17 protein-coding genes, 2 rRNA genes, 1 pseudogene and 1 riboswitch are annotated in these 18,311 nt (G+C 31.7%); of the genes and pseudogenes, 11 read left to right on the top strand and 9 right to left on the bottom strand.

Annotated elements, in window-relative coordinates; translation table 11 throughout:
• The first annotated feature begins 133 nt into the window (after positions 1-133).
• Positions 134-3,041 (top strand): 23S ribosomal RNA (locus ACD570_RS07040).
• A 116-nt stretch (positions 3,042-3,157) separates the two neighbouring features.
• A 5S ribosomal RNA gene (rrf, locus tag ACD570_RS07035) occupies positions 3,158-3,273 on the top strand.
• Between the two features lie 565 nt (positions 3,274-3,838).
• Here the strand turns inward: rrf and ACD570_RS07030 are convergent.
• The 4 genes from ACD570_RS07030 to mraY form a co-directional block, all read right to left on the bottom strand.
• Positions 3,839-5,101, bottom strand: coding sequence for a Cj0814 family flagellar-dependent secreted protein (locus ACD570_RS07030; RefSeq protein WP_417904264.1), 1,263 nt, complete (start codon positions 5,099-5,101; stop codon positions 3,839-3,841).
• 110 nt (positions 5,102-5,211) lie between these two features.
• Positions 5,212-5,622, bottom strand: coding sequence for a hypothetical protein (locus ACD570_RS07025; RefSeq protein WP_417904263.1), 411 nt, complete (start codon positions 5,620-5,622; stop codon positions 5,212-5,214).
• 334 nt (positions 5,623-5,956) lie between these two features.
• Positions 5,957-7,165 (bottom strand): UDP-N-acetylmuramoyl-L-alanine--D-glutamate ligase, encoded by a 1,209-nt coding sequence (murD, locus tag ACD570_RS07020; protein WP_417904262.1) that lies wholly within the window; start codon positions 7,163-7,165, stop codon positions 5,957-5,959.
• Entirely contained in the window at positions 7,165-8,226 is a 1,062-nt protein-coding gene (mraY, locus tag ACD570_RS07015) for a phospho-N-acetylmuramoyl-pentapeptide-transferase (protein WP_337199908.1), read from the bottom strand. The genes murD and mraY overlap by 1 nt, the downstream gene beginning before the upstream one ends.
• 77 nt (positions 8,227-8,303) lie before the next feature.
• Here mraY and gpmI point away from each other — a divergent pair, with 77 nt between their 5' ends.
• From gpmI to ACD570_RS07000, 3 genes are all read left to right on the top strand, one after another.
• A complete protein-coding gene (gene gpmI / locus ACD570_RS07010) occupies positions 8,304-9,782 on the top strand; it encodes a 2,3-bisphosphoglycerate-independent phosphoglycerate mutase (protein ID WP_337204895.1) in 1,479 nt (492 codons plus the stop codon).
• An 88-nt stretch (positions 9,783-9,870) separates the two neighbouring features.
• A complete protein-coding gene (gene fabG, locus ACD570_RS07005) occupies positions 9,871-10,614 on the top strand; it encodes a 3-oxoacyl-ACP reductase FabG (RefSeq protein WP_200279950.1) in 744 nt (247 codons plus the stop codon).
• An 11-nt stretch (positions 10,615-10,625) separates the two neighbouring features.
• A complete protein-coding gene (locus tag ACD570_RS07000) occupies positions 10,626-11,033 on the top strand; it encodes a pyridoxamine 5'-phosphate oxidase family protein (protein ID WP_200279953.1) in 408 nt (135 codons plus the stop codon).
• A gap of 18 nt (positions 11,034-11,051) precedes the next feature.
• Here ACD570_RS07000 and ACD570_RS06995 read toward each other — a convergent pair whose 3' ends face one another.
• The gene (locus tag ACD570_RS06995) at positions 11,052-11,717 is read right to left on the bottom strand and encodes a TenA family protein (protein ID WP_337207454.1); all 666 of its coding nucleotides are present in this window, start codon (positions 11,715-11,717) and stop codon (positions 11,052-11,054) included.
• Between the two features lie 119 nt (positions 11,718-11,836).
• Here ACD570_RS06995 and acpP point away from each other — a divergent pair, with 119 nt between their 5' ends.
• The 4 genes from acpP (at position 11,837) to ACD570_RS06975 (ending at position 14,918) form a co-directional block, all read left to right on the top strand.
• Positions 11,837-12,070: an acyl carrier protein gene (gene acpP / locus ACD570_RS06990; protein WP_137620899.1), complete on the top strand. Its 234-nt coding sequence runs from the start codon at positions 11,837-11,839 to the stop codon at positions 12,068-12,070.
• Positions 12,071-12,100: 30 nt separating this feature from the next.
• On the top strand, positions 12,101-13,315 hold the full coding sequence (locus ACD570_RS06985) for a beta-ketoacyl-ACP synthase II (RefSeq protein ID WP_417904261.1): 1,215 nt from the start codon (positions 12,101-12,103) through the stop codon (positions 13,313-13,315).
• A 1-nt stretch (position 13,316) separates the two neighbouring features.
• Positions 13,317-14,255, top strand: a complete 939-nt coding sequence (gene accA / locus ACD570_RS06980; protein WP_200279962.1) for an acetyl-CoA carboxylase carboxyl transferase subunit alpha — start codon at positions 13,317-13,319, stop codon at positions 14,253-14,255.
• Positions 14,256-14,330: 75 nt separating this feature from the next.
• A complete protein-coding gene (locus ACD570_RS06975; RefSeq protein WP_200279965.1) occupies positions 14,331-14,918 on the top strand; it encodes an NUDIX hydrolase in 588 nt (195 codons plus the stop codon).
• 17 nt (positions 14,919-14,935) lie between these two features.
• Here the strand turns inward: ACD570_RS06975 and ACD570_RS06970 are convergent, their stop codons facing one another.
• The 4 genes and pseudogenes from ACD570_RS06970 to rpmB form a co-directional block, all read right to left on the bottom strand.
• A complete protein-coding gene (locus tag ACD570_RS06970; RefSeq protein ID WP_417903769.1) occupies positions 14,936-15,232 on the bottom strand; it encodes a CZB domain-containing protein in 297 nt (98 codons plus the stop codon).
• Positions 15,233-15,355: 123 nt separating this feature from the next.
• Positions 15,356-15,652: pseudogene (locus ACD570_RS06965) on the bottom strand (methyl-accepting chemotaxis protein); the annotation flags it as partial.
• Between the two features lie 394 nt (positions 15,653-16,046).
• A complete protein-coding gene (locus ACD570_RS06960; protein ID WP_200279971.1) occupies positions 16,047-16,265 on the bottom strand; it encodes a YdcH family protein in 219 nt (72 codons plus the stop codon).
• Positions 16,266-16,422: 157 nt separating this feature from the next.
• A complete protein-coding gene (gene rpmB, locus ACD570_RS06955; protein ID WP_200279974.1) occupies positions 16,423-16,617 on the bottom strand; it encodes a 50S ribosomal protein L28 in 195 nt (64 codons plus the stop codon).
• 147 nt (positions 16,618-16,764) lie between these two features.
• Between rpmB and rpe the strand changes: the two genes are divergently transcribed.
• Together rpe and ACD570_RS06945 are read left to right on the top strand one after the other, a co-directional pair.
• The gene (gene rpe, locus ACD570_RS06950; RefSeq protein ID WP_417904260.1) at positions 16,765-17,412 is read left to right on the top strand and encodes a ribulose-phosphate 3-epimerase; all 648 of its coding nucleotides are present in this window, start codon (positions 16,765-16,767) and stop codon (positions 17,410-17,412) included.
• A complete protein-coding gene (locus ACD570_RS06945; protein WP_200279980.1) occupies positions 17,409-18,179 on the top strand; it encodes a 3'-5' exonuclease in 771 nt (256 codons plus the stop codon). Before rpe ends, ACD570_RS06945 begins: the two co-directional genes overlap by 4 nt.
• Before the next feature lie 4 nt (positions 18,180-18,183).
• Positions 18,184-18,288, top strand: a riboswitch (TPP riboswitch).
• The last annotated feature ends 23 nt before the right edge of the window (positions 18,289-18,311 follow it).

The raw sequence follows: 18,311 nt of genomic DNA, 5'->3' as shown, positions 1-18,311 counted from the left end.
CTTCACAGCTTATATTGTTGCTTAATATAAGTGTTTAAATGCTTTCCGTCTTAAGACAGATATTAAAGAAGTCTTATTATAAAAACTTTAACAAGGAAGTGATGCGTTTTAGAATCAACTAAAAAAGGTAAAAAGGTAAGCTACTAAGAGCGAATGGTGGATGCCTTGACTGGTAAAGGCGATGAAGGACGTACTAGACTGCGATAAGCTACGGGGAGCTGTCAAGAAGCTTTGATCCGTAGATTTCCGAATGGGGCAACCCAATGTATAGAGATATACATTACCTAATATAGGAGCGAACGAGGGGAATTGAAACATCTTAGTACCCTCAGGAAAAGAAATCAATAGAGATTACGTCAGTAGCGGCGAGCGAAAGCGTAAGAGGGCAAACCCAATGCTTGCATTGGGGGTTGTAGGACTGCAATGTGCAATAAGTGAGGTTAGCAGAACATTCTGGAAAGTATAGCCATAGAGGGTGATAGTCCCGTATGCGAAAACCAAACTTTAGCTAGCAGTATCCTGAGTAGGGCGAAACACGTGGAATTTTGTCTGAAGCTGGGTCGACCACGATCCAACCCTAAATACTAATACCAGATCGATAGTGCACAAGTACCGTGAGGGAAAGGTGAAAAGAACTGAGGTGATCAGAGTGAAATAGAACCTGAAACCATTTGCTTACAATCATTCAGAGCCCTATGGTGCAAACCAGGGTGATGGACTGCCTTTTGCATAATGAGCCTGCGAGTTGTGGTGTCTGGCAAGGTTAAGCACACGCGAAGCCGTAGCGAAAGCGAGTCTGAATAGGGCGCTTAGTCAGATGCTGCAGACCCGAAACGAAGTGATCTATCCATGAGCAAGTTGAAGCTAGTGTAAGAACTAGTGGAGGACTGAACCCATAGGCGTTGAAAAGCCCCGGGATGACTTGTGGATAGGGGTGAAAGGCCAATCAAACTTCGTGATAGCTGGTTCTCTCCGAAATATATTTAGGTATAGCGTTGTGTCGTAGTATAAGGGGGTAGAGCACTGAATGGGCTAGGGCATACACCAATGTACCAAACCCTATCAAACTCCGAATACCTTATATGTAATCACAGCAGTCAGGCGGCGAGTGATAAAATCCGTCGTCAAGAGGGAAACAACCCAGACTACCAGCTAAGGTCCCTAAATCTTACTTAAGTGGAAAACGATGTGAAGTTACTTAAACAACCAGGAGGTTGGCTTAGAAGCAGCCATCCTTTAAAGAAAGCGTAATAGCTCACTGGTCTAGTGATTTTGCGCGGAAAATATAACGGGGCTAAAGTAAGTACCGAAGCTGTAGACTTGACTTTGTCAAGTGGTAGGAGAGCGTTCTATTTGCGTCGAAGGTATACCGGTAAGGAGTGCTGGAGCGAATAGAAGTGAGCATGCAGGCATGAGTAGCGATAATTAATGTGAGAATCATTAACGCCGTAAACCCAAGGTTTCCTACGCGATGCTCGTCATCGTAGGGTTAGTCGGGTCCTAAGCCGAGTCCGAAAGGGGTAGGTGATGGCAAATTGGTTAATATTCCAATACCAACATTAGTGTGCGATGGAAGGACGCTTAGGGCTAAGCAAGCTAGCGGATGGAAGTGCTAGTCGAAGGTTGTAGGAGCTTATACAGGCAAATCCGTATAAGAATACTCCGAGAACTGACAGGCTTTTTGAAGTCTTCGGATGGATAGAAGAATTGCTGATGCCGTCGAGCCAAGAAAAGTTTCTAAGTTTAGCTAATGTTGCCCGTACCGTAAACCGACACAGGTGGGTGGGATGAGTATTCTAAGGCGCGTGGAAGAACTCTCTTTAAGGAACTCTGCAAAATAGCACCGTATCTTCGGTATAAGGTGTGGTTCGCTTCGTACTAGGATTTACTCCGAAAGCGAAGAAACTTACAACAAAGAGTCCCTCCCGACTGTTTACCAAAAACACAGCACTCTGCTAACTCGTAAGAGGATGTATAGGGTGTGACGCCTGCCCGGTGCTCGAAAGGTTAATTGATGGGTTAGCATTAGCGAAGCTCTTGATCGAAGCCCGAGTAAACGGCGGCCGTAACTATAACGGTCCTAAGGTAGCGAAATTCCTTGTCGGTTAAATACCGACCTGCATGAATGGCGTAACGAGATGGGAGCTGTCTCAAAGAGGGATCCAGTGAAATTGTAGTGGAGGTGAAAATTCCTCCTACCCGCGGCAAGACGGAAAGACCCCGTGGACCTTTACTACAGCTTGACACTGCTATTTGGATAAGAATGTGCAGGATAGGTGGGAGGCTTTGAGTATATGACGCCAGTTGTATATGAGCCATTGTTGAGATACCACTCTTTCTTATTTGGGTATTAACCAGCTTGAGTTATCCTCAAGTGGGACAATGTCTGGTGGGTAGTTTGACTGGGGCGGTCGCCTCCCAAATAATAACGGAGGCTTACAAAGGTTGGCTCAAAACGGTTGGAAATCGTTTGTAGAGTATAAAGGTATAAGCCAGCTTAACTGCAAGACATACAAGTCAAGCAGAGACGAAAGTCGGTCTTAGTGATCCGGTGGTTCTGTGTGGAAGGGCCATCGCTCAAAGGATAAAAGGTACCCCGGGGATAACAGGCTGATCTCCCCCAAGAGCTCACATCGACGGGGAGGTTTGGCACCTCGATGTCGGCTCATCGCATCCTGGGGCTGGAGCAGGTCCCAAGGGTATGGCTGTTCGCCATTTAAAGCGGTACGCGAGCTGGGTTCAGAACGTCGTGAGACAGTTCGGTCCCTATCTGCCGTGGGCGTAAGAAGATTGAAGAGATTTGACCCTAGTACGAGAGGACCGGGTTGAACAAACCACTGGTGTAGCTGTTGTTCTGCCAAGAGCATCGCAGCGTAGCTAAGTTTGGAAAGGATAAACGCTGAAAGCATCTAAGCGTGAAGCCAACTCTAAGATGAATCTTCTCTAAGCTCTCTAGAAGACTACTAGTTTGATAGGCTGGGTGTGTAATGGATGAAAGTCTTTTAGCTGACCAGTACTAATAGAGCGTTTGGCTTATCTTTTTAATAAGCATCACTTCCTTGTTAAGGTTTTTACCTTAAAAAGAAAGAGTAAAGTTTTTAACTTGCTTTTAACATTGTTTTTTAAGTATTTTTAATAAGAATATTTAAATAACAATGTCCGTGATTATACAGATGTGGAAACGCCTTGCTCCATCCCGAACCAAGAAGCTAAGCACATCGTGGGTGATGATACTACGCCTTACTGGCAGGGGAAAGTAGCTCATTGCGGACTTGTTATTATTCTACTTCTTAATTATAATCTTTATTTAATCTTTTATTCTTTTTAATATAATAAGTTTAGTTAATGTTAGTTTGCTTAGTTATTTATATAGATTTATTTTACTTTTTAAGTTATTAATTGGTTTAAGGTTTTTATTTGTGTCTTAATTTAGATTATAGTTTTTAACTAATGTTTGATTGATTTAGTTTAATCTTTATTTTTTATATCTTTGATTTGGTTATTTAATAAAAGAATTTAGTTTAAGGTTTGTATTTGCTTGTGTAGCTTTATCTTGTTTCTTTAGCTAATGTTTGATTAGTTTTTGTTTTTCTTGGTTGTTATCGTTAAGTTAGTCTTGTATAGTTAAGCTTTTTAGGGTTAGTCTTATTAAAAAATGAGTTTTATGGATCTTGTTAAATTAGCCTTTTATTTTTTTATTTGAATACTTTGTATGTTTTAGCTTTTGTTGTTTTAGTTTGTGAATTGATTGTATATAGGAGTTTTTAGTTTAGGATTTTAGTTTATTTAATGATTTAATAAGATAGGTGTTTGTAAAAAATAGTTTTTAAAATTTAACCTAAACCCTAGTTTGTCCTATAAGATTATTAAGTCTATCCATTATATTATTTACAAAAGAATTTATACTTTCACTGCTTGCTTTCCAGCCATTAGCTTTTGCTTGATTAAACTGATTATCAAACCAAGCTCCACCATAACCTATGTGATTTTGCCATTTAATTCCTTTTTCCATTGCATAAATATCTGCGTCAAGCCAACCATCTTGTGCATAGCCTTTTAATAAACTTGCAAAATCAACCTTACCTGTCATGATGTCATCTAAGGAAGCTAATGATCCATCAAAGCTTTCTTTAGCCATAGTTGCTTGATAACTTTCTATTCTAGGATTTAAAGTAGCACTACCTTCTCTTAGTGACACACCTGTAGACTTTAAAAAACTCACAAATAAAGCTTCTTTAGAATAACTTCCATCTTCATTTTGTGGATAAACTGACATATCAGGATTGAAACCACCTTCTAGCGAAGGACCTTGCTCCATACTTTGTGGAGAAAAGTCAAGTTTTACAAGGTTCATACCCAAATTCATAGTAGAATATTTAATCGCTTGTGCTTCGTGAAATTGTTCTGCATTGAATATATTTTTTACAACTTTTTCTTGATTATCATTACGACCATAATTTAGTCCTTTAGGCAATTGTTCTAAATCCGCTTTGCTAAAACTTGTTTTATTGGTATCGTTAAAAGTATGATTTATAATTTGATTAAATTGATTATAGTATTGTTTAATAGTATTTGCCATATCTATATTATCATAATATTTATCCACACCTAGATATTCTTTTATTTTTGCATTATAAAAGTTATTTTCAGCTACTCTCTCTATCTCATCCAAAGTAGATTTATGTATCTTAAAATCTTTTGGCAATCCTGCAGCTTTATTAAAATCACTTCCCATATAGCCATCTTTATCTACACTATAACCATAGGCTGTATTATTACTTATATCTGCTTGTTTATATTTTAGAGTATAAATAGAGTTTTTAAATTCACTTGATATATTATAATTAGGAGAATTTGTTTTACTACTTATACTAAAATTAGTATTATTGCTAGTATTTGTTGTATTAGTAGAATTTAATACTTCACTTCTTGCTAGAGTTTGTGAATTTGCACTTTGAATTTCATTTAACTTAGTGGCATTTTGTTTTAAAAAAGCATTAGCAAAACTTATTTTAGAATTTTCTTTACTTTCTTTATTGGCTTTTGCTTGTGAAAGTATAGAATTATAGTTTGAGTTATCATTGATGCTAAAGATACTCATATTTATTCCTTTGATTTTAGAATTGTTCTGCCTTCAAATCTAAATATCTTATAAATAAATATAAGCAAGAAGTGTTCCGCTTTGGATAAGTGGAACAGGGAGAGTGAGAATTAATATTTGCTTTTGAAATCTCTCATGATATCCATAGCATATTGTCCCCAACTTGTAGAATAATTAGGAAAAATTGTCCCTAAAGTTCCATTGTTATAGCTTTGCAAATAATATTCTTTTTGATTATTTACATAGCGGTATTTAGCAAGAACAGTGCTATTTGAACTTATTTGCAACTGACTATTATCTGCATCAGTTACAATATAAGCATAACTTCTAATGCCTGTGCCATAATCAAAATTTGGGGCTCTTTTAAAATAATACCCACCCTTAACCTCTTTTATCTCATCAAGGTTAAGAACTTTAACACCTGCACTATTATCACTAATTACTCCATTACTGACTTTAGCAAGAATATCTTCTGCAAAAGCAGAACTTGACAATAAAGCACTTAAAGCTACAACACTCAATAGTTTAGCTCCTTGTTTTAAAATGTAATATATTTATTTTAGATTGTTAAACTAAATTTTTTTAAAGTCTCAATTTTTAAGGGTTTGAAAATATTTATAATGAATTTTAGTGTTTTAAAAATTTTTATTTTAATCATATATAAATTTGTAATATTATTTTAGTAATTAATTTTTTATCACCAAGCTTTAAAATTGTTTTTTATATTATTTTTATAAGTTTTCTTTGTTTTTGTTTTCTGTTTGCATAGGGGTTTGGAAATTTTTTATCTTTGCTTGAAAATTTTCATCGGTTTGTTATTTTTCGGCTTTTATTAATATAATAAAAATATTAAAATTAAATTTTATTGATACATTCTTTAAAAGTTTTTCCGCGTTCTATATAAGAACTAAATTGATCTAGGCTGGCACAAGCGGGACTTAAAAGAGCGACTTCATTTTTTTGAAGAACTTTTGAAATTTCTTCTACAGCTTTGCTTAATATTTCACATTTGATTATTTTTATATCAACATTTTCGGCGTAATTAAGCATTTTTTTCGTGCTTATACCTATAGCATAAAGTGTAATGTCAAATTTTTTCATAAAATTAAATAAAGCACTTAAATCCACACCCTTATCATCTCCACCGATAATTAAATGGATTTTTTTATCCTTGTATCGATTTAGTGCCGCCATAACAGCACTTTCATTGGTTGCTTTTGTGTCATTTACCCAAAGTCTTCCTTGGGCATCAAATAATTCTTCAAGTTTGTTTTCTTCAAGGGTAAATTGATTTAAAAAATCATAACTTAAAGTATCTAATAAAATTTTTTCTATAGCTAAAGCCATAACAGCATCTAGTAAAAAAGGACTTTTAAAAGAAATTTTATCTATATTAATACCAAATTTATTTGCTAAATCTTTTTCATCTTCATAAGAAATAATATACGCTTTAGTAGGGGTATTCTCATAAATTTTTGGTAAAATTGCTATATCACATTCATTCATTCTTTCTAAAACACTCAGTTTGTCTTTGACATAATTTTCAAAATTTCCATGCCACGAAAGATGATCAACACTTATAGGCAAAAGAACGTAAATTTCGGGTTTGGCAATGTGAGTATAATGAAGAGTGAAAGACGAAGTTTCAAGCACCCAAAGTTTAGCATGAGTATCAAGTTCAGCTAAAGGAATGCCGATATTTCCACCCATTATGGCATCTACATGTGATAATAAATGCGTTGTCATTTGCGTGGTTGTTGTTTTTCCGTTTGTACCACTAATCCAAACAGATCTTGGCATAGCATCATAAAAAAAGTCATATTCGCTTTGTAAATTTTTTGCTTTTTTTATTAATGCATGGTTTGGCGGAAAACCTGGACTTGGAATTTCAAGATCGCTTGAATTTTGATCAAAATCTTTAGGGTTTAAAAGATAATTACCTAATTTGTCTTGAGCTGTGTTTTTGAAATGATCATCATAAATATTAAAAACACCAAATTTATTAGCAAGATTTTTTGCTATAGCCTGTGTTGTTTTTCCATATCCAAAAAGAGAAATTTTCATCAGCGTAACTTTATAGATGCAAGTGCGAGCAAATTTGTAAGAAAAGCGATCATCCAAAAGCGTACTATGATTTTATTTTCCACCCATCCTACTTTTTCAAAATGATGATGAATAGGTGCCATTTTAAAGACTCTTTTGTTAAAAATTTTAAAGCTTCCCACTTGTAAAATAACTGAAATAGTCTCAAGAACAAAGACAAAACCTATAAGCAAGAGTAAAACTTCATTTTTGCTGATTATGGCTAAAAATCCTATAAATCCTCCAATTGCCAAACTTCCACTATCTCCCATAAAAACTTGGGCGGGGTAACAGTTATACCATAGAAATCCCATTAAAGCACCAATGAGCGCAGCACAAATAATACTGACTTCGCCTAAACCTTGAATTTTTGGTAGAAGCAAGTATTCGCTATAGTTAAAATTTCCGCTTAAATACAGAAGAATGCCTAAAGTTGATAAAGAGAAAATACTAGGTACAGTTGCTAAGCCATCAAGTCCATCGGTTAAATTTACAGCATTAGAACTTGAGATCAAGACTAAAATCCAAAAGAAAAGTGCAAAAATTTCCATATTAAAAAGAGGATACTTATAAAATGGAATATAAAATTCGGTATTAAATTGAGGACTAAAATATAAAGGTAAAACACAAATTAAACTAGCACCAATTTGAGCTAAAAGTTTCATTTTTGGACTAAGTCCTGAGTGATTATTTTTTTTTAAAACCTTACCCAGATCATCAATAAGACCAATAAGACAAAAAAGAGTAAGACAAAGTAAAGCGCTTATAGCGAAAATATTTTCATATCTTATGCACAATAAACTTGCTAAGAGGGCAGAAAATATAAATACAAGGCCACCCATAGTTGGAGTATGTGATTTTACTTTATGATTTTCAGGGGCATGTTCATAAATAGGCTGATTAGCATTTTTAATTTTTGCCCAAGCTATAAATTTAGGCATTAAAAATAAAGACAAACATAAAGCAATAAAAAATGCAAAACCAGCACGCACACTAATATAAGTAAAAAAAGCATAATTGCTTAAATCAGAAAGATAATACAAATTGAACCTTTTTTTGGTTTTTGAAAGCTTAATTTTATTAAAATGTAACCAAAAAAATTCTTATAAAGTTTATAATAATGAAACAAAAATGCATTTTAGTGATTACAGATGGAATAGGTTTTAATAAAGATAAAAATTTTAATGCTTTTGAGATGGCAAAAAAACCCACTTATGAAAAGCTTTTTAAAGAGGTGCCTTATTCTTTATTGAAAACCAGTGGCTTGGCGGTAGGTTTACCCGAAGGTCAAATGGGCAATAGCGAAGTAGGTCATATGTGTATAGGTAGTGGACAGATTATTTATCAAAATTTAGTACGAATTAACCAAGCTATTAAAAATGATCAACTTAAAAACAATTTCAATTTAAAAAGTTTATTAGAAAAATGTAGAAGAATCCATATTATAGGTCTTTATAGTAATGGTGGAGTGCATTCTATGGACACGCATTTTAATGCTTTGCTTGAAATTTGCGCTAAAAATGGCAATGAGGTTTTTGCTCATGCAATCACTGATGGACGAGATGTGGATCCAAAAAGTGCTATAGGTTTTATTGAAAATTTGCAAGAATATTGTCATAAGTTAGAAATTTGTTTTGCAACTCTGTGTGGACGTTTTTATGCAATGGATAGGGATAAACGCTGGGATAGAATTGAAGAATATTATCAATGTTTAATAGGTAAAAGTCAAAGTACTGATAATTTTATAAAATATATAAAGCAGAGTTATCAAGAACAAGTTACGGATGAATTTATAAAGGCGATTAAACATAAAGATTATAAAGGAATTGATGAAGATGATGGATTGATTTTTATTAATTTTAGAAATGACAGAATGAAACAGCTTGTTGAAGCACTAAATTTTAAAGATTTTAAAGAGTTTAAACGAGATAAAATCTTTAAAAATTTATTAACTATGAGTGTCTATGACGATAATTTTAATATTCCTGTAATTTTTCAAAAAGAAAAAATTCACAATACTTTACCTGAAATAGTTTCTAAAGCAGGATTAACTCAACTTCATACAGCAGAAACAGAAAAATATGCCCATGTTACTTTTTTCTTTAATGGTGGTAAAGAAGAATTATTGGAAAATGAAACAAGAGTTTTAATTCCAAGTCCTAAAGTTAAAACTTACGATGAAAAACCTCAAATGAGTGCTTTTGAGGTATGTGAAGTTGTAAAGAAAGGAATCAATCAGGGTGAAGATTTTATCGTTGTTAATTTTGCTAATGGAGATATGGTAGGGCATACTGGGAATTTTAATGCAGCTATTGAAGCTGTAGAAGCTGTAGATGTTTGTTTAGGTGAAGTAATTGAATATGCTAGAAAAAATAATTATGCTTTCATTGTTACAAGCGATCATGGAAATTGTGAAGCTATGCAAGATGAAGAAGGTAATCTGCTTACCAATCATACAACCTTTGATGTTTTTGTATTTGTAGAGGCAAATGGAGTAAGAAAAATTAAAAATAATATGGGGCTTAGTAATATAGCTGCAAGTGTTTTAAAAATTTTAGGATTAAAAATTCCAAAAGAAATGAATGAGGCTTTATTTTAATTGATTTGCTTTTTTCTTTTTAAATTTGTTAAAATTCTAAGACTAACAAAATTTTTAAAAGATTAATTTTTAATTCAAGGATAAGATTATGAAATTTAGCGGAAAAAATGTTTTAATAACAGGAGCAAGCAAAGGAATAGGCGCTTCTATCGCAAAAACTTTAGCTAGTTTTGGACTTAAAGTTTGGATTAATTACCGTTCAAAACCAGAATTAGCTGATGCTTTAAAGGATGAAATTATTGCAAAAGGTGGTAATGCAGCAGTAATTAAATTTGATGCAAGCAAAGAAGATGAATTTGAAAATGGTATAAAAACGATTATTGAAAGTGATCAAGAACTTAGCTACCTTGTGAATAATGCAGGCATTACCAATGATAAATTGGCTTTAAGAATGAAATTAGATGACTTTAGTTCTGTTGTAGATGCGAATTTAAATTCGGCATTTTTAGGATGTAGAGAAGCTTTAAAAATAATGAGCAAAAAGCGTTTTGGTGCTGTAGTTAATATTGCTTCTATAGTTGGAGAAATGGGGAATGCTGGACAAGTAAATTATTCAGCAAGTAAAGGTGGAATGATAGCTATGACGAAATCTTTTGCTAAAGAGGGAGCAAGTAGAAATTTACGATTTAATTGCATAACTCCAGGATTTATCAAAAGCGATATGACCGAAGTATTAAGTGAAGATATTAAGAAAATGTATCAAGATAGTATCCCATTTAAACGCTTTGCTGAGCCTGAAGAGGTAGCTTATTGTGTAGCATTTTTATTAAGTGACTATTCTTCTTATATTACAGGAGATGTACTTAAGGTTAATGGTGGCTTGTATATGTAATTAAAGGATTTGTGATGAATTTAGAAGAAATAATGCAATTTTTGGATAATAATCCGCCAGCTTTTTTGGCAACTCTAGGTACTTGTGGAAATCCTAGAGTTCGACCTATACAGAGTCCTCTTTTATTTAAAGATAAAATTTATTTTTGCACTTCAAATACCAAAGGGCTCTATAAGCATATAAAAAACTATAATGGGATTGAATTTTGTTCTTGTTCTAAGGATGGAACTTTTTTAAGACTTAGGGCCAATGCAATTTTCGAACCTAATTTAGAAGTTAAAAAAATGATGTTTGAAAAATATCCTTACTTAAAAAATTTATATAATACTCCAGAAAATTCAAAATTTGAAGTTTTTTATCTTAATAATTTAAGTGCTAGAATGCAATTTAATAATGGAGAATTTAAAACCTTAAAATAAGAAAAATCTTATTTAGGTTTAAATATTTGTTTGCATTGTTAAAGAATGCTCCCAAAAAGCAATTTCTAAACGAACAACATTGCGGAAAATTGAATTAAGTCTTTTAAATTTTTTTTCAGAAATTTGATTACTATAAGAATTAACAAAATCTTCAAATTCTTTTACCGTTGTTTGAAATTCTTGACTTGAATAAGTTAAAATCCATTCTTTGTAGGGATGATTTTGTAATTTTTCTTGTGAAATATTTTTATAAATTGCATTTCCTATATATCCATAGCCTATTGCACAAGCACTAAGAGCAATTAGCATATCTAAGAAATCTCCATTTTCTCCAACGCTTAATATATAACGTGAATAAGCAATATTAATAAGACTTTCATCTTTTTCGCTAAAATTATTTATATCAATACCTAGATTGAAGATACTTTTATGAAGTTCTAATTCTCCTTCTAAAGTGTAATTTTGAAATTTAATAGCAAAACGCAGTTCTTCTACTGTATTTGCATTTAAAGCGAGGCGCGCATAACATTTTGAATAATTAATAAGATATATATAATCTTGTTTTAAGTAAAAAAGAAATTGTTCCTTGCTTAAAGTTTCATTTTCAAGTTGTTTTACAAAATTATGCTGTATGTATGCATTCCAAATTTTTAAATTTTCTTTGATAAGTTTTTGAAAAAGCATTTTTTCATCCTTGGTTGATTTAATTTTTTTTAAAGTATAATCAAAAACTATAAATATTTTAAGTTTTTTATAGTAAAATACGCTTTATTTTTAATTTTTATATTTTAAGGAGTTTATAAATGGCAACATTTGATGATGTAAAAGCGGTAGTAGTAGAACAATTAAGTATTGATGCAGATACAGTTAAAATGGAATCTAAAATTATTGAAGATTTAGGTGCAGATTCTTTAGATGTCGTAGAATTAATTATGGCTTTAGAAGAAAAATTTGAAGTTGAAATTCCAGATAGTGATGCTGAAAAACTTATTAAAATTGAAGATGTTGTAAATTATATTGATAATCTTAAAAAATAATTTTTATTTAACTTTGCAAGGAGTCTATTCTTGAAAAGAGTCGTGGTTACAGGTATTGGGATGGTTAATGCCTTGGGTTTAGACAAAGAGAGTTCTTTTAAAGCTATTTGTGAGGGTAAAAGTGGAGTAAAAAAAATTACTCTTTTTGATACAACAGATTTTCCAGTTCAAATAGCAGCAGAAATCACTGATTTTAACCCTTTAGATGTTATAGATCCTAAAGAAGTAAAGAAAGTAGATCGTTTTATTCAGTTAGGTATAAAAGCTGCTAGGGAAGCAATGAAAGATGCTAATTTGGATGATAATTTTAACCAAGAAGAATTCGGCGTAGTATCAGCTGCTGGTATAGGAGGTTTACCTAATATAGAAAAAAATTCAATTATTTGTTCTGAACGAGGACCGCGAAAGATTTCTCCATTCTTTATTCCTTCAGCTTTGGTTAATATGTTAGGTGGCTTGATTTCAATCGAACATGGGCTTAAAGGACCGAATATTTCTTGTGTAACTGCTTGTGCTGCTGGAACACATGCTATTGCTGAAGCTTATAAAAGTATAGCTTTAGGTACTGCAAATAAAATGCTTGTTATAGGTGCTGAAGCTGCTATCTGCCCAGTAGGGATAGGTGGTTTTGCTTCTATGAAAGCTTTATCAACTAGAAACCATGATCCAGAACGTGCTTCAAGACCTTTTGATAAAGAAAGGGATGGTTTTGTTATGGGAGAGGGTGCAGGTGCTTTGGTTTTTGAGGACTATAAAGAAGCTAAAAAAAGAGGAGCTACTATTTATGCAGAACTAATAGGTTTTGGTGAAAGTGCTGATGCGCATCATATAACTGCTCCAACTTTAGATGGTCCTTTAAGAGCTATGAAAAAAGCTTTAAATATGGCTGGAAATCCTAAGGTTGATTATATTAATGCACATGGTACTTCAACTCCGGTTAATGATAAAAATGAAACCGCTGCTATCAAAGAGCTTTTTGGTTCTAATATTCCATTGATTAGCTCTACAAAAGGACAAACAGGACATTGTTTAGGTGCCGCTGGAGCAATCGAAGCGGTTATAAGTATTATGGCCTTAAGAGATGGTATTGTTCCACCAACTATAAATCAAATTGTAAAAGATGAAGAATGTGATTTAAATTATGTTCCAAATTTTGCTAAAAAAGTTGATTTAAAAGTAGTAATGAGTAATTCTTTTGGTTTTGGCGGTACAAATGGTTGTGTTATTTTCAAAAAAGTAGATTAATATGGCTTCATATTTAGAATTTGAAAAAAATATTCAGCAGCTTGACGAAGATATATCTAATGCTCAGATCAAAGGAGATTTTGACGCTATTGCTATTTTAAAAAAAAATCTTGAAAAAGAAATTGTAAAAACTTATAAAAATTTAAATGATTATGGTCGCTTACAACTTGCTCGTCATCCTGATAGACCCTATGCTCTTGATTATATTGATCTTATATTACAAGATGCACATGAAATTCATGGGGATCGTGCCTTTAGAGATGACCCTGCTATTGTTTGTTTTATGGGGTATTTAGGTAATAAAAAAATAATTGTCATTGGTGAACAAAAAGGTAGAGGAACTAAAGATAAAATAGCAAGAAATTTTGGAATGCCACATCCTGAAGGTTATCGAAAAGCTTTAAGGATTGCAAAACTTGCAGAGAAATTTCAAATTCCAATTTTGTTTTTAATTGATACTCCTGGTGCCTATCCTGGTATTGGTGCTGAAGAACGTGGACAAAGTGAAGCTATTGCTAAAAATCTTTATGAATTTAGTGATTTAAAAACTCCTACTATAGCTATAGTAATTGGAGAAGGTGGTAGTGGTGGAGCTTTAGCTATAGGAGTTGCTGATAAACTTGCAATGATGAAAAATTCTGTTTTTTCTGTTATTTCTCCTGAAGGTTGTGCAGCAATACTTTGGAATGATCCAAGTAAAATTGAAGTAGCAACTAAAGCAATGAAAGTTACAGCGGATGATTTAAAAGAACAAGGTTTGATTGATGATGTTATAGAAGAACCTATTAATGGAGCACATAGAGATAAAGAAGGAGCCGCTATTGCTATTGCTGATTATGTAAAGAAAGTTTTAGATGAATTAAATATAATAAATCCAAATGAACTTGTTGCTAATCGTATGCAAAAAATATTGAAGCTTGGAGCTTTTTTAGAAACTTAATTATATTATTTTATCTTAGTTTAAAATACCCGCGATATTATTAATAAAAAATTATTTTATATCAAAGGTTTTTTAATGGCATTTAAAAATTTAAAAGAAATATCATTTGATTATTCTGAATATATTAAACCTAAACGTTTCACTTATGAAAGTAATAATAGATATTGCACTTGGGATTTTATAGAAGTAAAAGATAGTGTTTCGGTGCTTTTGTATCATCAAGAATTTAAAAGTTTTGTTTTTGTTCGACAATTTAGAATACCTCTTTGGTATCATCAAATCCATCATAAAAATTATCAAAATCAAGAAATAGGATATACTATAGAGCTTTGCTCCGGTTTGATAGATAAGAATTTATCTTTAGAACAAATAGCTAAAGAAGAATGCATAGAAGAAGTAGGATATTGTCCTAAAAAACTTGAAAAAATTAAGGATTTTTATACTGGTTTTGGATCCGGGGTAAGTAAGCAAAGTCTCTATTTTGCTGCTATAAATGAAAATGATAGGATTTCTGATGGCGGAGGAATAGATGGAGAGCAAATTGAAGTTATTTTTGTAAAAATTGAAGAATATGAAAAATTCTCACAAAATATTATTTGCAACCCTTTATTAGATTTTTCTTATTTATGGTTTCTAAAAGAAAAAAAAGATTTTTACCTTTAAAAGAAAGGTAAAAAGGATTATTTTTTTGTGCTTTCGTGAAGCATTTCTTTAAAGACATCAAATAAGTTTAAAGAAGCATTCTCAGCTGTTTGACATCTTTCTATAATTTTATGTTGAGTTAAATTTAAGCTAACATCTTCTGTGGCAGCTATATCAATAGCACTATTCATATTTTCATGTACTTTTTCATGTGGTTCTGCAATTTTTAAAAAGCTTTTGCTAGAGCCAAATCTTTCCTTTCCTGTTCCAGCTAGCCATTTTCCAAGACGACAACTTGTATGATCTGCTAGTCTTTTTCCAGTTTTTGTAAAAATTTCTCTATATCCGTTTAGCTTAAAAGCAATATGATCTAATTTAGCTAGAGATATAAATGCTTCAGAAGCAATATTAACAGCATTAGAATTTGTAGAGTGTGCTTCGGTTACAAGATGAGAAAATTTCTCTGAAAAATTTACAATATGAGCACTAGAATCAAGAGAAATTTTTTCTACTTGTTCGCTTTGACTATACATTTCATTAGCATTTTGTTTTAAAAGATTAATATTCATTTCTACTTCTGTAGTTGCTTTTTGTGTTTTTTCTGCTAATTTTCTAACTTCATCTGCCACAACAGCAAATCCACGTCCATGTTCTCCTGCGCGTGCAGCTTCTATAGCTGCATTAAGTGCTAAAAGATTAGTTTGATCGGATACATCTTTGATTAGATTAATCACATTAGTAATTTCATCAACGCTACGATGTAAAGTTCCAGCAGTATCACGTGTTTTATTGGCAGATTCAGTAATATTGCTTAAAGAAGCATTAATTGAATCTGCAATATGGCTTAATTCATCCATTTCTACAAGTGAAGTTTTAGAGTAATTAGATATAATTTCAGCTTTATCAACATTTTCAAGCATATCACTTTGAACTATAGTGATATTTTTTAAAATACCATTTAATAATACATTTAAAAGATCGGTTTTTAATTTAGATTCTAAAGCTTCTTGTTCTAAACTTGAAATTTTATTTTTTAATTCTAAATTTTCAGCTTTTATTTTTTGAATTTGATTTGAAAGATTTTTATTTTCTTCTTCTAATTTTTGAAAATTTTCATAATTAGTTTTTTTGCTAAACATAGTTCCACCTTTATTTTTTATAATTTTCTAAATATTTTTTTAATTCATCTTTAACATGAAGTTTTTCTTTTTTAAGATTCGAAATTTCAGTATCGCTAAGAGTTGAAATTTGACTTTTTTCTGCATTTTTAATCTGATCATCAAGCTCATTGTGGCGTTCAAATAATTTATCAAAATGAGCATCTTTGCCTTTAAGATCTGAAATAAGATCGCGATATTCGTGTAACATAAATTTCTCCTCTTGTCGTAAAGTTTAGTTATTATAAATTAATTATATCTAAGTAAGTTAATATTTTTACTTAAAAAATATTAAAAATATAAGCAAGTTAATTATGTATAATTTTAGAAATTTTTAGTATAGTTTTTGAGGATAAATCCTCAAAATATTATTTAGAATTTTGTTTTTTTAAGGTTCTTAAAGTAGACGCAGCAACTTTCATTTTTCTAGTAGTACCATCCTCTAAAGTTACTCGAACTGTTCTAAGATTAGGTAAAAAACGTCTTTTTGTTTTGTTATTAGCATGGCTAACATTATTGCCTACCATTGGCCCTTTGCCTGTGATTTGACATATTCTTGCCATTTTAGTTCCTTATTATTTGGGATAATTTTTAAATATGAATTCTAACAAATTTAAACTTAAAATATTCAAATATTTATACTATTTTTATTTATAAAAAGATAGAATATTTTTCTAAAAAATTATTCTTGATTAAGTAAGGTTTTTTTAATGTATGTTGCTCCAAGTTTATTAGCTGCTAATTTTTTAAATCTAGAAAAAGAAATTAAAGCCATACAAGAGGCAGGAGCTGATCTTTTGCATATTGATGTAATGGATGGTTACTTTGTGCCTAATTTTACTTTTGGACCTTGTGTAATAGAAAAAATTTCTACCATCAGCAATCTTCCTTTAGATATACATTTAATGGTAGAGGATGTTAAAAAATTTACAGATTTGTTTATTCCGCTAAAACCTAAGTTTATTTCTTTTCATGTAGAAATAGAAAAACACCCCATAAGAATGTGTGAATACATACGATCTTTTGGAATTCATCCAGCAATAGTTTTAAACCCTCATACTCCTATAGATTCTATTAAACATATAATTGATTTTGTGGATATGATTCTTTTGATGAGTGTAAATCCTGGATTTGGCGGACAAAGTTTTTTAAATTTTACCTATGAAAAAATTAAAGCATTAAGAGAGATTATTGATCATAAAAATGCTAAAGTTTTTATCGAGGTTGATGGCGGTATCAATGGTTTAAATGCAAGTGAGTTAGAACAAGCTGGGGCAGATATTTTAGTTGCTGGAAGTTATATCTTTTCTTCCAATGATTATAAAACTTCTATTTCATCATTAAAGTTGGAATTTTGAGTTCTCAGCAAGTTGAACAGATTATTTCTGTTTTAAGTAAGCAGAGTAAACCTTATAAATGGGTAATCGAGCAATTTTGCAAAGTTGATGAACTCCAAGATTATCAACTTGATTTAGAAACTTTTGAACTTTTGGGTTTGGGTTTTTATTTAAATCATGATAATCATTTAAGCTTGAAAACGCGTACTACTAAAATTAAGGAAGAAATTTTTTGCGTAGTAGATATAGAAAGCACCGGCGGTATTAAGCATGGACAAATTTTAGAAATTGGAGCTGTAAAAATTAAAAATTCTAAAGAATTGGATCGCTTTAATAGTTTAATAAAAGTTGATCAAATACCGGAAAATATTACAGAATTAACAGGAATTAGTTTTGATATGGTTAAAAATGCTCCAAATTTAAAACAAGTTTTAAGAGATTTTAAGCTTTTTTTAAAAGATAGTATTTTTGTGGCGCATAATGTTCGCTTTGATTACGGCTTTATTTCAAAAGCTTTATGTGAATGTGGTTTAGGAATTTTACTTAATCGTCATATTTGCACTATAGAATTTGCACAATGTTGTATACAAAGTCCCAAATATAAACTCGATGTTTTGAAAGAATTATTAGGGATAGAAAGTATTCATCATAGAGCTTTAAGTGATGCTTTAGCGGCAGCTGAAATTTTTAAATATTGCCTATCAAAGCTTCCATATCATATTCAAACTACAGAAGAACTAATAAAATTTATAAAATTTTCTCGTACTCAACGTAAAATTGCGATATAATAATACAATAAATGACGGGAGCTTGTGAAACAGGCTGAGAGTAAGCTAAAAGCTTAGACCGAACCGGATCTGGATAATGCCAGCGTCGGGAAGATTTTATTATTAAACGCTTTAAAATTTTTATACTCACCC

The organism is Campylobacter sp. LH-2024, from assembly GCF_048270605.1.
Lineage (GTDB): Bacteria > Campylobacterota > Campylobacteria > Campylobacterales > Campylobacteraceae > Campylobacter_D > Campylobacter_D molothri.
The sequence above is the reverse complement of the archived record's forward strand: the minus strand, read 5'-3'. Positions and strand labels throughout refer to the sequence as shown.